Source organism: Pollutibacter soli (assembly GCA_029269725.1).
In the GTDB taxonomy this organism is placed as follows: domain Bacteria; phylum Bacteroidota; class Bacteroidia; order Chitinophagales; family Chitinophagaceae; genus Pollutibacter; species Pollutibacter soli.
The window spans coordinates 734,030-747,540 of sequence record JARJHS010000002.1; the positions used below are offsets into that span (position 1 = coordinate 734,030).

Consider the following 13,511-nt stretch of genomic DNA (forward strand, 5'->3'; position numbering starts at 1 on the left):
CCCTATTTAACCATACATCTCGTGGTGAATATCTTTTTGATCGTATCCTATTTCTAAGATATGTTGTTTTGCTTCTTCAATCATTTGTTTCCAACCGCAGAGATAAAAATAGGCGGGTTTTTTTGTTGAAGCCATGCGTTTGTAAATCTCGTGAACATAACCTGTTTCTCCTGCCCATTCTTCCCTGGAAAGTACAGGCATGTAGTGAAACTGGGGAAGGGTTTCAGCAAGCTTTAAAAATTCATCATGGAACAGCAGATCTTTAGTCGTTCGGGTGCCAAAAATGAGATAAATGTTTTTATGCGCTAAGTTGTTCTCGACAATATGATGAAGCATGCTTCGGAATGGCGCTATGCCTGTGCCTGTACAGATGAAGAATATATCCTTATCCAGAACATGTGGAAGTAAAAATCTGCCCTGCGGACCACGAACCCTGATTTCGTCTCCCTCCTGGATGGTCTTAAATAAATATTCTGAAGCAACGATATCCTGGTTATGTACAATGATCAGCTCGAAAATATTGCTGTTGTTGGGCCAGGACGCGATGGAATAGCTGCGGATACGCTTTGATTGCTTTTCGTCTATAGGCAATTCCAGCGTAATATGCTGCCCGGGTTGGAACTGAAATGACTCCAGCTCCGGAATTTTTATCCAGAACCGTCGGGTATGAGGAGCTTCTTCTTTTATACGGACAATTTCGCCTCGTCTCCAGGGTGGAGGGTTCATTCAAAAGTTTCTGCGAAATTAAGGCCTAAGTTTTAATCACCTGTTCCCAAATCAGGATGAGGCGACTTGTTAAATGTTTTGGACTGGAAATATTCACGTCGCTTGCACTATCTTTGCAGATTCCAAAAGAAAAGCAGCCGGAACAAAATCCGGAATGATGAGCGAATGAACCTGGAGACATTGCTGGAAAAATATAAAGCAGATCACCGCATAAAATCAATTGCGGCCGGAGTCCTGTTGCCTGATCCCAAAAAGATATATTTACGGTACCTGAATGGAAGCGCTGCTGCTTTTGTATTTTCCGCGGTTTACGATCAGCCGGAACATTATCCCAACAGCCACCTTATTATCCTGGATAGCGCAGAAGAGGCAGCTTATTTCCACAATACACTCGAAAGCCTGATCAACCCGATTGATCTGTTTTACTTCCCTTCTTCATTTAAAAAGAAAAAGGATTTCAGTGTTCTGAACAGCAGCCATATCATGCTGCGAACGGAAGCGTTGACAAGAATCGCGGGTGGATCTAACCGAAAAATCATCGTAAGCTATCCGGATGCAGTGCAGGAGAAAGTCGTGGTTCCCAAAACTTTGACGGGTCATATCATCAGTATAAAAACCAATGACACTCTCAATATCGACGAGCTGATGGAGAGGTTTGTCGGTTATGGTTTTGAACGAACCGATTTTGTATATGAGCCTGGCCAGTTTGCGATGCGCGGCGGTATTCTTGACATCTATTCTTTTGGAAACGAAAAACCATATCGTGTTGAGTTGTTCGGAAACGAAGTTGATTCGATCAGGATTTTTGATCCGGAAACGCAGCTCAGTGAAAGGAAATTACTACAGGTCAATATCATTCCGAATATTGAATTGAATATTGATCAGTCGGATAAGATTCCGCTTCCTGAATTTCTTCCGGAGAATACAGTGGTGTGGGTCAACGATTGGAGTGTTCTGAAGGAACGATTACTTGATCAGCAGGAGGACCTTGATTTGTTTCTACAGAGAAAAGAAAGCCGGCAGGCGGCTCCGCCTGATGAAGATGGCGTTCAGTCAGATTTTAATGAAAACGATCTTGTTGATACCGGTACTTTATTGCAGTTATTTGAAAAAAGACATTTGATAGAGTTCGGTTATGCCTCTACTTTATCTTCTGTTGACGAACAAATAGCATTCAATACAAAATTGCAACCGGCCTTCAACAGGCAGTTTGATTTATTGATAAAAGATTTGAAAGGCTGGGAGCAAAAGAATTTTGCCACTTTCATTTTTGCGGAGAACCCAAAACAACTCGAAAGGCTGCACAGCATATTTACCGATCTGAATCAGCAGATCAATTTCACGCCAATTCCCGTTGCAATTCACGAGGGTTTTATTGATGAAGATCTGAAGGTAGTTTGCTATACAGATCACCAGGTTTTTCAACGGTATCATAAGTACAAGGTCAAGCAGGCTTACAATAAAAGTAAAGCGCTAACTATTCGTGCGTTGAAGGAGCTGCAGCCGGGTGACTATGTTGTGCATATCGATCATGGAGTTGGTGTTTACAGTGGCCTGCAGAAAATGGATATTGGTGGCAAGTACCAGGAAGCTGTTAGGATTCTGTATAAAGACAATGATATTCTGTATGTCAATATCAACAGCCTTCACAAGATCAGCAGGTATACAGGTAAGGAAGGGCATGTACCAAAGGTGAATAAGATTGGTAGTGATGCATGGCAGAAACTTAAAGAAAAAACCAAGACAAGGGTTAAACAGATCGCTTTCGATCTGATCAAATTATACGCGCAACGAAAAGCGCAGCCGGGCTTTGCACATTCTCCGGATAATTATATGCAGACTGAACTGGAGGCTTCCTTTATGTATGAGGATACGCCGGATCAGAGTAAGGCTTCTGCGGATGTGAAAAAAGATATGGAAAGTCCGCATCCGATGGATCGTTTGGTCTGTGGTGATGTTGGTTTTGGAAAGACAGAGATTGCTGTTCGCGCTGCATTTAAAACCTGCATTGATGGCAGGCAGGCTGCTATATTAGTACCTACAACAATTCTTGCGTTTCAACATTTTAAAACTTTCAGTGAGAGGTTAAGAGATTTCCCGGTTAAGGTTGATTTTGTCAATCGTTTCCGTTCAGCAAAGGAAAAGAAGGAAATTCTGAAAAATCTCGAAGAAGGAAAAGTTGATATCATTATCGGTACGCATGGTTTGCTTGCGAAGGATGTAAAATTTAAAGAACTTGGATTATTAGTAATAGATGAGGAGCAGAAGTTCGGTGTTGGTCATAAAGAGAAAATGAAAACACTAAAAACGGAAGTGGATTGTCTTACGCTTACGGCAACGCCTATACCAAGGACGCTTCAGTTCAGTTTGATGGGGGCCCGCGATCTCAGCATCATCAATACGCCGCCACCGAATCGTCAGCCGATCCAAACTGAAGTACAGGTTTTCAATGAAGACTTTATTCGTGACGCACTCTATTTCGAAACAGAAAGGGGAGGACAGGTGTTCTTCATTCATAACCGAATACAGGGATTAGCTGAAATGGCCGCATTGATCAGGCATTTGTGCCCGGATCTCAGCGTTGGTTTTGCGCACGGTCAGCTGGAAGGGCATGAACTCGAGGAGCGCATCATGGATTTTATTGATAAAAAATATGATATTCTGGTATGTACAAATATTGTTGAAAGCGGAGTAGATATTCCGAACGTAAATACGATTATTGTCAACAATGCGCATCAGTTTGGTCTCAGTGATCTTCATCAGTTGAGAGGAAGGGTTGGAAGAAGCAATAAAAAAGCATTCTGTTACCTGCTTGCACCACCGGTGAGTACGCTACCGTCGGATTCAAGAAAAAGATTACAGACGTTGGAACAACACAGTGATCTGGGAAGTGGTTTCCAGATTGCCATGCGCGATCTTGATATCCGTGGGGCGGGAAATATGCTGGGTGGCGAGCAGAGTGGGTTCATGGTAGAGATCGGTTTTGAAATGTACCAGAAGATACTCGATGAGGCAATACGCGAGCTGAAGCGTACTTCGTTCAGGGAAGTGTTTAAAGAAGAGATCAGTAAGGAAGATGATTTCGTCCAGGATTGTACCATTGATACAGATCTCGAAATACTGATTCCCGATTCGTATGTAGAGAACATAACGGAAAGGCTCACCCTGTACACACGCCTGGACAATGCAAAAGACGCAATAGAACTCGAAGCATTTCATAAGGAGCTTGAAGATAGATTCGGGCCGGTTCCGTCCGAAGTGGAAGATCTGTTTCTCACAGTGAAATGTCGTAAGACCGCGGTTGAACTCGGTTTCGAACGTCTTGTTCTTAAGCAGGAAACGCTGCGTTGTTACTTCGTAAATAATCCCGACAGCCCTTATTTTGAATCCTCTATTTTCCAGGGAATACTGGACTTTATTCAACATCGTATAAACACCGGAAAACTCAAACAAGTCGGCCGGAATTTTATGCTGATCGTAGAAGATGTAAAAACAATGCAGCAGTTATTTACTCTGCTTTCCAGGATGAAGTCCTCAATCAATGCCGTTGCCTGAGACCTGGTCCAGGATTAATACCAACCAGACCCTCAGTAGAATTCAAGTATTAAATCAGCTTCCAAAACTCGCATGATCTAACGTTCGACTTTCTACGTTTCACGTTTTTCCTGAAGTCATACATCCAAATGCCTTCCAGCAGCGACTTTATCTTATTATTCTGAATTTTTCGGCCGGAATTTCAATTTAAAAACGTAACGCGTTAGCATTTAACCGGAAATTGATTATTTTAATAAAAACGAAAAACAATGTCAACAAATTCAGGTAACACCGAATATTTGGGTACGGAAACAACACCCACGTATACACCTAACGGCGACGAGCGCACGCTGGCAATACTTGTGCATGTCCTGTCCATCTTTTTCTGGCTATTTCCTGCGTTGATTATTTATCTTATAAAAAAAGATGAATCTCCATTTGTCGCCGCTCATGCAAAAGAACAATTGAATTTCCAGATAACTATTTCGATAGTTTACATCGCTCTTTTTATATCCATTGTTGGAATATTCTTTCTCTGGGTGCCAGGCATCTTTGTATTGATCTTCTGTATCATTGGCGCAATAAAAGCCAGTGATTTAAAGCTGTACAGGTTCCCGATGAACTGGAGAATTATAAAATAGTTTGTTGTTGAGTCAATAAAAAAGCTGTCATCACAAGATGACAGCTTTTTTACGTTTTACGCCCAACGTTTAACGTTCAACGTATTACGTTCAACCTTTACATTGGCCTGATCCAGATATTGCGATAGGATACAGGGTTGCCGTGATCCTGCAATGAAATGGGTTCTTTATCACCATGTTTTTTATACTCAGGAGAACCTATGTATTCTGTGCCGCCCCAGAGTTCGCGATTATTCTGTACAAGAATACCATTCTGAAAAACAGTAACTCTTGCCGGACTTTTCAGAATTCCATTTTCATAAAAACGTGGAGCTGTAAAAATCACATCGTAAGTCTGCCATTCTCCCGGAGGACGACAGGCATTCACCAATGGTACGAGTTGTTTGTAAATACTTCCCGCCTGTCCGTTGACGTACGTTTTGTTATTGTAGTTATCGAGCACCTGTAACTCATATTTGCCCATCAGAAAAATACCGCTGTTGCCACGACCCTGGCCGTCACCTTTTACAACTGCAGGTGTTCTCCATTCAATATGCAGCTGGCAATCACCAAAACCTTCCTTTGTAGTAATTCCTCCTGTGCCACCTGTTACGGTCATTGCGCCATCTGCAATTGTCCATTTAATATCAGTACCTCTGTCTGCTTTCCAGCTGGAAAAATCTTTTCCGCTGAATAAAACGATTGCATCCGAAGGCGCATCTGCAGACGTTTTGCCCGGAGTAACTACCGGAGGTACGGGCTCATAATATTCTGAAAGTTTTGGATCCCCCTGGCGCTGCGCCTGAGCAGCAAGAATACACGAAAACGCTACCAACAGTCCCGCTGTTTTTTTCATTGTTTAGATTTTTGGCAATTTGTAATTGTTATGATAACTCTCTTTGATATAGGCGTCAGCTTTCGCATCATTGAAGCCATTTTTCTGTTTGTCCCAGAATAATTTCTTTCCGGTACGATAGGCGATATTTCCCATCTGGCAAACCTGGGCAACATTTGCTCCTGCTGTAATTGGTGCAGTCAGCTGTGTGAAATCCCTTGACTTTACAGCGGCGATGAAATTCTTGGTATGATTTCCTAAACCATCATCCGATCTTTTTACATCAGGAACTGCTTCCATTTTTCCTTTCTCAGGAATAACTACCCAGCCGCCACGATCGAGTACAAGCGTACCGTTATTTCCGATAAATGCAATACCATGATCCCTTCCGTAGTTGCCATTATTGATCGCCTGTGCATGTTCCCAGAGCAGGATGAAATCTCCATAATCATACACGGTTGCAAGTGTGTCAGGAGTTTCTGATGCATCATCAGGGTATGCCATTTTTCCTCCGGATGCCATTACAGAAATCGGTTCCTGTGCATTCATACCGAGTAAAGCATAATCCACCAGGTGTACTCCCCAGTCAGTCATCAATCCGCCGGCATAATCCCAGAACCACCTGAAATTAAAATGAAAGCGATTTGGATTGAATGGTCTTTTTGTAGCAGGGCCTAACCACATTGTATAATCCACACCGGCAGGAACCGGGCCATCGGGTTGTACAGGAACGTTTTTCATCCATCCCTGGTAAGCCCAGGTTTTCGCCATTCTTATCTTACCGAGCTGGCCACCTTTTAGAAATTCGAGAGCTGATTTGAAGTGTGCGTTGCTTCTCTGCCATTGACCTACCTGCACAGCGCGACCGTATTTTTTCTGTGCTTCCACCATCACTCTTGTTTCTGCAATAGAGTTTGCGATAGGTTTTTCCACATAAACATCTTTTCCGGCCTGGCAGGCTTCCACCATCTGAAGGCAATGCCAGTGATCCGGAGTACCGATGATTACAACATCTACATTTTTGTCGTCGAGCAGCTTACGGTAATCACCATAAGTTGCCGGTTTCATGCTGAAGTTTTTTTCGAGATCCCCCAACCTTTTGGTGACAACATTCGAATCCACATCGCATATCGCTGTACATACCACTTCAGGATTATTCTTCAGCATGGAGTTCAGATCGGACCAGCCCATGCCATTGATTCCGATCGCACCAACCCTGATCTTGTCCTGGAACATTCTGGTGGGAGTGATCCCGGCCATCAGGCGGTCGGGGAAACCAGCTGACAATCCAATGCCTGCTGACAGCAATGCTGAGTTCTTAATAAATTTCCTACGTGAGTCACTCATCTTGGCAAGTTTTTGTTGATTGATTTTGAAAATGGAATTTACTACTTTTCGGTGTTTGACCACAGTCAGCAAATGCAGAAAACTATCTTATAAGAGTTACGATGCCTTTTTTACTAAACAACTTGCCGTCATTCTGAATTCCCTGCGTTACCCAAATGAAGTTTCCGCTGTCAGCAAGCCTGGCATTGACACGGCCATCCCAGCCTATATTGAAATCTGAAGTACTGAAAATCAATTTACCCCAGCGATCATAAACTTTCAAAAATTGAAATTTTAATCCAACAGGGAAAGCTTTCAGAACATCATTTTTATTGTCTCCATTTGGTGTAAACGCGGTGGGTACATATATCTCCGGTCCTTTGAATACTCTTACTCTGATGGTGTCCGAACTGGCACAACCGGCAGGAGAAGAAGCAGTCATGATCAATTGAGCATCATCGCTGAATCTGCCGACGGGATTTGCAATATTCGGATCTGATAAACCAAAAGGTGGCGACCAGCTGTAACTCACTCCACCCGAACCCTGTAACTGAAATGGTTGATCAATTGCAACGATCGTATCACGACCTGCAAAAGCATTGGTTGCAAATACATTTACATTTTCTGTAAACACATCAGAGTTGCATCCATTGGCCGCAATGCCTTCCAGCTTTACAGGATATGTACCTGCTGCATCAAAACTCAATTGAATATTTGCCCCACTGCTATCTGCAACACCGTTAAAATACCAGATCCATTTTGAGACAGGAACAGAAGAAGTAATATTTGTAGCGTACAGATTCAGTTCCTCGCCTGCACAGACGTTGGAGGCTGTAAAAGAAACACCAGGCACAGGATCAATCTTAAGATTTCTTGTTGCCGTATCTGATACACAACCTTCAGCCGTTTTTACCTGCAGGCTAATCGGTATAGTCCCCACCGGCATCCCCGAAGGAAAATCGGGATGCTGACTTGTATAGGTTGTACCATTCACTTTCCATTGCCAGTTATTGATCGTACCAAATTCTACCGTTGAAGAATCCATCAATTGAAACGGCCGTCCTTCGCAAAGTTTTTGTGGTTCGTATGCTGGTTTTGCAATCGGGTCCGATCCAACGATTACCCGTAGCCGAAAAGTATCCGATATACATCCGTTATTTCCAAGAATATTCAACCTGACATTATATATCCCTGGTGCAGAATACAAATGTGCAGGGATAGTTTGTAAAGTATCTGTTGTCCCATCACCCAAATCCCAGAACCATTTTACAATTTTTCCGAATGAAGCACTACTATCAACAAATTGAATCGGCGTTCCATAACAGGTAACATTATTACTTATACTCCTGATCCCCGGGTTTAATGCTGTACAAAATCTTTGCAGATTAACAGATCCTCCTGTTGATCCCGTAAACCCCCAGAACACCATCGGATCGCCCCTGAAAACTGTACTGATCAGATCGATATTTGTTGATACCCGCTCAACACCATCAACAGATGCTTTGTAAACTTTTGTTGCAGCATTCCATTCAATCCGGAATAAATGCCATTGACCATCTTCGATATTCGGGCCATTACTGATCGCTGTAACTGGTCCTGCGAGGTTGTTGGCACTATTATGGTTCAGATCCCCATCACGTTGTATGGCGATGTGATCAAAGTCAGGGTCGTTGTTGTTGGTGTTCTGCCAGGTATCGATGGTAACACCCACAGAAGGAGTTACATTTTCAAAACCAAGGCCGCCGCCAACAGATCCGATATTTGTACTTATCGGCTGCAGTACAAAAGCAATTCCATCTGCACCCTGCTGATCAATCGTACCGAGAAAAACACTGAATTTGAAATCAAAGTTTTCGCGCAGATCAATCTTGTAAATATTCCACACAGATCCCGATTGATTCAACACAGGACTCGTCAGCGTATAACAGTTGCAATTGTCCTGTGTTGCATTGCCATTGAGAAAATAAGGATTACTTACCTGTGCCTCTGCAATAGAGGCAATCGCAAAAAATAATATCGGCAGGAAGATCCGGATGACAAGGGTATGCAGATAAAGCATGAAGGCGACGGCTTACGATTTATTTGTATCGGATCTTATTTTCCAGTGTCTGTCGTTTGTCCGAATCACTGAGATTGATTTCCAGTGTGATCGTCCTGCCGTCAGGTGAAAGTGTCGCATTTTTATTTGAGTAATCTGAGATCTTACCAGGCATGTGATAGATGCTTGTATATTTCATGTCTCCCATAAAACCTTTTAGCATATTCATGGCCATGGCAGTTGAATCATTTCCTTCTGCTCCTTCATTCAAACCTTTCATTACATCACCAAGTCCTCCGAAGCTGGTATCGTTACAGCTGAAATTTCCTTTCGAGAAAGAATAGAAATCACCACTGATCGTCGCGGGCAGAGAGTCGTTTTTCTGATTTCGTTTAGTCATTGCCGTATTGAGCGCCTTCATATCAGAAAACTTAAAAGAAACCGTAAAAATCATATCACTTTTCTTTTCTCGTTGCACATTACTGATTCCCGGCACCTTATCAATATCCTTCCACAGATTCTGAAGTGAATCAAGCGATCCCAGACCTTCGAGATCATCTTCTTTCCCTTCTTTAAGACTATCAGGCATAAAGGATTTCATCATGTTAAGCATCTCCTTCATCTGTGTCATATCGATGGTAGAGACATAGGTCCCGGATCCGTTCTTTTCAAGAAATATTTCTTCTTTGATATCGAAGCAACCTGCAAATGCCAAACTGAGAAGAATAAGTACAGCAGAAACTGTTTTTTTCATATAAAGCGGTTGAAAAATTTTTAGGGGGTGAATTCCAGGCTCGTAAAGGTGGTCAAAACAACAACTTACAAAATCAAAACAGGCTATCCCCGGAACATGAATGTCTCACAGGATAGCCTGTTCAGCTATAAAAATAAGAAGAATTACCAGTTTTTCTTAGCAACCCCTGCTTCAATTGCAGCCAGGGCCTTTGCTTCGCTCAGCAGCGCTGTCAGTTTATTACCTTTTCCATCGTTACCCTGTGCAATATAACCGCCTTTTGCCGTGCGACTTACCACAGCATCCAGGATGGGCACATTCTTTTCTTTGGTTTTAACATTATAAGCTGTAAGCATGTTTGAATTTGACATGATGTTTGAATTTATCAGTTATTTTATTTAGATATCGAGGTTCGCATATTTTGCATGTGACTCAATGAACTCACGCCTCGGAGCCACCTCATCACCCATCAGCATGCTGAAAATTCTGTCGGCCTCGGCAGCACTTTCAATTGACACCTGTTTCAGCGTCCTGGTTTCAGGGTTCATTGTCGTATCCCAGAGCTGAGAAGCATTCATTTCACCCAAACCTTTGTATCGCTGTACCGAAACACTATCTTCTTTTCCTGCACCCAGCTTTTCAATAAATGCCCGGCGTTGTTCCTCTGTCCACGCATACTGCTGATCTTTCCCTTTTTTAACCAGGTAGAGCGGCGGTTGTGCAATGTACACGTAGCCCTGTTCAACCAGCTCCTTCATATACCTGAAAATAAAAGTCAGTATCAGCGTCGCGATGTGGCTTCCATCCACATCAGCATCGGTCATGATAATCAGTTTATGATAACGCAGCTTTGACAAATCAAGCGCTTTTGGATCTTCAGGCGTCCCGATCTTAACACCGAGCGCTGTAAACATGTTCCTGATCTCCTCGTTATCATAAATGCGATGCTCCATCGCTTTCTCCACGTTCAAAATCTTACCTCTCAATGGCAGGATCGCCTGGAAGTTCCTATCCCTTCCCTGTTTTGCCGTACCACCTGCCGAATCTCCCTCAACGAGGAAGAGCTCGGATTTTTTCGGATCTCTTTCAGAACAGTCTGAAAGTTTTCCGGGTAAACCGCCTCCGGTTAATACTGTTTTCCTTTGTACAAGTTCTCTTGCTTTCCTGGCTGCTGCGCGCGCCTGTGCTGCAAGAATTACTTTGTTAATAATATTCCGCGCCTCTTTCGGATTCTCTTCCAGGTAAGCCGTTAATGCTTTTGAAACAGCACTATCCACGATACCTATCACTTCTGAGTTACCAAGTTTGGTCTTCGTCTGACCTTCAAACTGAGGTTCCGGAACTTTTACCGAAATAATTGCGCTTAGTCCTTCCCGGAAGTCATCACCTTCCACTTCCACCTTGGACTTTTCAAACATTCCTTCTTTCTTCCCGTAACCCTGGAAAACCCTGGTGATCGCTTTCCGGAACCCTGCAACATGCGTACCACCCTCAATAGTGTTGATGTTGTTGACGTAGGAGAAGATGTGTTCGCTATAAGAATCATTATATGTCAAAGCCACTTCTACAGCTACGTTCGTTTCAGGGTCATGGGTTTCTACATAAATAACCCTCGGGATGAGCGGACTGCGTTTCCCGTTATGGTCAAGCATTTCCACAAATTCGGTTATGCCTCCCTCGCTGTAAAACTCTTTGGTATAGATCTGGCCATTGTCATCCTTTTCCCGCTCGTCAGTAAGCGTGATCCGGATCTTTTTATTCAGATAGGCCAGTTCGCGCAGACGACCTTCAAGAATATCCTTTACGTAAACTGTGCTTGTAAAAATGCTTGTATCGGGCCAGAACCTGACGGTAGTTCCTGTTTTTTCACTATCGCCGATTTCACGTACATCGTATTGTGGTATACCGGTATGGTATTCCTGTTCGAAGATTTTTCCTTCCCTTTCGACAGTTACATGTAAAACGGTACTGAGTGCGTTTACGCAACTCACGCCCACACCATGGAGGCCACCGGAAACCTTGTATGTGTTTTTATCAAATTTTCCACCCGCGTGAAGTACGGTCATTACGACTTCGAGGGCGCTCTTTCCCATTTTCACGTTGATGCCGGTAGGGATGCCTCGTCCGTTATCCTTTACCGATATACTGTTGTCTTCATGAATAATGACACGGATATCATCGCAAAAACCTGCAAGCGCTTCATCGATCGAGTTGTCAACCACCTCATAAACCAGGTGGTGTAATCCCTTCATTCCAATATCTCCGATATACATCGCCGGACGCTTACGTACGGCTTCCAATCCTTCAAGAACCTGAATACTATCTGCTCCATAACCATTTCCGGCTGTTGCCAGCATTTCATTAGTTTCTGTTGTCATACAATCGTCACAAATCAGTTGTTTTTTTATGCCATCTGAGAAGTGGGCAAAGTTAACGAAAATGAGGCTGAGCGTCAATTTTAAAGCGTTAAAAAGGGTCTCGTTTTGCAGATAATTTCCACAATTAGCGGCTATCATCCGGGACAGTTACAAGAGCTCAAACATCAAAAGAATGTACATTTGTACATCGTATGTCCGAATCCACTGATATCATAAGTCAGGCATTGAATCAACCCGTGATGGTGGATGAATTTGTGCTTCTTTCAAAGAAGGAAAAACAGATTCCAGGCACCTGGCAATACCAGATTCGCAGATATCAGAAATTATCACACTGGGTGGTAGAAGACACGGGTGAGCTTACTTATAATTACAATACGGGGTCGCAAAACGGGCGATATCTCGAACTTCGTTTTTGCATTGCCGGCATGAGCTGGTGTTACGAAAATGATGCATCATGTGAAGCCTGCCGGAAGGGAACCGATAAACGCTGTGAAATGCGATTACCCGTGCTCGATGTGGTGAGTTTCCGATTCGAGCCGGAACACCTGGCCCACCTGGTAAAAGGCCAGAGAAAAAAAACACCGACGCTTGAATTGCTGAATTTCAGAAATACACAGTCTTTTACGAGATCTATTCCAATTGGAAATAAGATCAGGCAGACCCTGGAGACCTTTCTGGGTCATAATTATACTGATACTTTCGAAAATATTTATGTCAATGCGCAAACGCAGATCCTGCTCTTGTATGCATTGGAGGGAATACTTGATGATGAACCTCAGGAAGAAGAAGTACCCGCCTGTAAATTCCTGGCCAATCATCACGACAGGGATAAGATCATGCTGGCAAGAGAAATTCTTCTCGAGCATATCGGTGATCCGATTACCATTAAAGAACTCAGTCGGAAGGTAGGTATTAATGAATGTTACCTGAAGAAAGGATTTAAGGTAATGTTTGGCTCAACCATTTTTGACTTTTACCAGGATCAGCGCATGGAACATGCCCGTTTTCTGTTGTATGAAAAAGGCAAAAATGTATCTGAAGTATCTGCTCTCCTGGGATATTCCTCCATCTCCCACTTCTCCACGGCTTTTAAAAAACATACAGGGTTGAAGCCTTGTGAACTTCTGATACGTTAAAGGTAAAAGGTTGAATGTATAACGTTGAACGCCAGCCTAAAACAAGATAATTTTCCTGCTTTTTTGGGCATTGGGGTGGACGAAGATCCCGATCACAAAGTATTTGCCTGGCTCACATCAAGTTAAATCTTCCGGATTTGTAGAATTCAATCATCTGCAGGGTCCAACGTTGTACGTTTTACGTT

Annotated in this window: 10 protein-coding genes; 3 read left to right on the top strand and 7 right to left on the bottom strand. The window is 43.1% G+C overall.

Annotation, left to right across the window (positions count from 1 at the left end; genetic code table 11):
• Window positions 1–6: 6 nt before the first annotated feature.
• On the bottom strand, window positions 7–726 hold the full coding sequence (locus P2W82_RS07655) for a ferredoxin--NADP reductase (RefSeq protein WP_336515269.1): 720 nt from the start codon (window positions 724–726) through the stop codon (window positions 7–9).
• Window positions 727–891: 165 nt separating this feature from the next.
• Here P2W82_RS07655 and mfd point away from each other — a divergent pair, with 165 nt between their 5' ends.
• Window positions 892–4,281 (top strand): transcription-repair coupling factor, encoded by a 3,390-nt coding sequence (gene mfd / locus P2W82_RS07660; protein WP_336515270.1) that lies wholly within the window; start codon window positions 892–894, stop codon window positions 4,279–4,281.
• Between the two features lie 248 nt (window positions 4,282–4,529).
• Window positions 4,530–4,901 carry a DUF4870 domain-containing protein gene (locus P2W82_RS07665; protein WP_336515271.1) on the top strand — a complete coding sequence of 124 codons (372 nt, stop codon included), beginning with the start codon at window positions 4,530–4,532 and terminating at the stop codon, window positions 4,899–4,901.
• A 97-nt stretch (window positions 4,902–4,998) separates the two neighbouring features.
• On the opposite strand, the gene P2W82_RS07670 is transcribed toward P2W82_RS07665, so the two are convergent.
• The 6 genes from P2W82_RS07670 to gyrB all read right to left on the bottom strand — a co-directional run bounded on the left by P2W82_RS07670 (window position 4,999) and on the right by gyrB (window position 12,190).
• The gene (locus P2W82_RS07670; RefSeq protein WP_336515272.1) at window positions 4,999–5,736 is read right to left on the bottom strand and encodes a 3-keto-disaccharide hydrolase; all 738 of its coding nucleotides are present in this window, start codon (window positions 5,734–5,736) and stop codon (window positions 4,999–5,001) included.
• 3 nt (window positions 5,737–5,739) lie between these two features.
• Window positions 5,740–7,062 carry a Gfo/Idh/MocA family protein gene (locus tag P2W82_RS07675; protein ID WP_336515273.1) on the bottom strand — a complete coding sequence of 441 codons (1,323 nt, stop codon included), beginning with the start codon at window positions 7,060–7,062 and terminating at the stop codon, window positions 5,740–5,742.
• 82 nt (window positions 7,063–7,144) lie between these two features.
• Window positions 7,145–9,100: a lectin-like domain-containing protein gene (locus P2W82_RS07680; protein WP_336515274.1), complete on the bottom strand. Its 1,956-nt coding sequence runs from the start codon at window positions 9,098–9,100 to the stop codon at window positions 7,145–7,147.
• Between the two features lie 19 nt (window positions 9,101–9,119).
• The gene (locus P2W82_RS07685) at window positions 9,120–9,833 is read right to left on the bottom strand and encodes a hypothetical protein (RefSeq protein WP_336515275.1); all 714 of its coding nucleotides are present in this window, start codon (window positions 9,831–9,833) and stop codon (window positions 9,120–9,122) included.
• A 143-nt stretch (window positions 9,834–9,976) separates the two neighbouring features.
• On the bottom strand, window positions 9,977–10,183 hold the full coding sequence (locus P2W82_RS07690) for a hypothetical protein (RefSeq protein ID WP_336515276.1): 207 nt from the start codon (window positions 10,181–10,183) through the stop codon (window positions 9,977–9,979).
• A gap of 27 nt (window positions 10,184–10,210) precedes the next feature.
• Window positions 10,211–12,190 (bottom strand): DNA topoisomerase (ATP-hydrolyzing) subunit B, encoded by a 1,980-nt coding sequence (gene gyrB / locus P2W82_RS07695; protein WP_336515277.1) that lies wholly within the window; start codon window positions 12,188–12,190, stop codon window positions 10,211–10,213.
• 191 nt (window positions 12,191–12,381) lie between these two features.
• Between gyrB and P2W82_RS07700 the strand changes: the two genes are divergently transcribed.
• Window positions 12,382–13,326: a helix-turn-helix domain-containing protein gene (locus P2W82_RS07700; protein WP_336515278.1), complete on the top strand. Its 945-nt coding sequence runs from the start codon at window positions 12,382–12,384 to the stop codon at window positions 13,324–13,326.
• Window positions 13,327–13,511: the final 185 nt, after the last annotated feature.

Excerpts from the sequence above, each read along its gene's own strand:
- P2W82_RS07685 (WP_336515275.1), bottom strand. The coding sequence starts at position 9,833 with ATGAAAAAAACAGTTTCTGCTGTACTTATTCTTCTCAGTTTGGCATTT.
- P2W82_RS07655 (WP_336515269.1), bottom strand. The coding sequence starts at position 726 with ATGAACCCTCCACCCTGGAGACGAGGCGAAATTGTCCGTATAAAAGAA.
- P2W82_RS07690 (WP_336515276.1), bottom strand. The coding sequence starts at position 10,183 with ATGTCAAATTCAAACATGCTTACAGCTTATAATGTTAAAACCAAAGAA.
- mfd (WP_336515270.1), top strand. The coding sequence starts at position 892 with ATGAACCTGGAGACATTGCTGGAAAAATATAAAGCAGATCACCGCATA.
- P2W82_RS07680 (WP_336515274.1), bottom strand. The coding sequence starts at position 9,100 with ATGCTTTATCTGCATACCCTTGTCATCCGGATCTTCCTGCCGATATTA.
- P2W82_RS07670 (WP_336515272.1), bottom strand. The coding sequence starts at position 5,736 with ATGAAAAAAACAGCGGGACTGTTGGTAGCGTTTTCGTGTATTCTTGCT.
- P2W82_RS07665 (WP_336515271.1), top strand. The coding sequence starts at position 4,530 with ATGTCAACAAATTCAGGTAACACCGAATATTTGGGTACGGAAACAACA.
- P2W82_RS07700 (WP_336515278.1), top strand. The coding sequence starts at position 12,382 with ATGTCCGAATCCACTGATATCATAAGTCAGGCATTGAATCAACCCGTG.
- gyrB (WP_336515277.1), bottom strand. The coding sequence starts at position 12,190 with ATGACAACAGAAACTAATGAAATGCTGGCAACAGCCGGAAATGGTTAT.
- P2W82_RS07675 (WP_336515273.1), bottom strand. The coding sequence starts at position 7,062 with ATGAGTGACTCACGTAGGAAATTTATTAAGAACTCAGCATTGCTGTCA.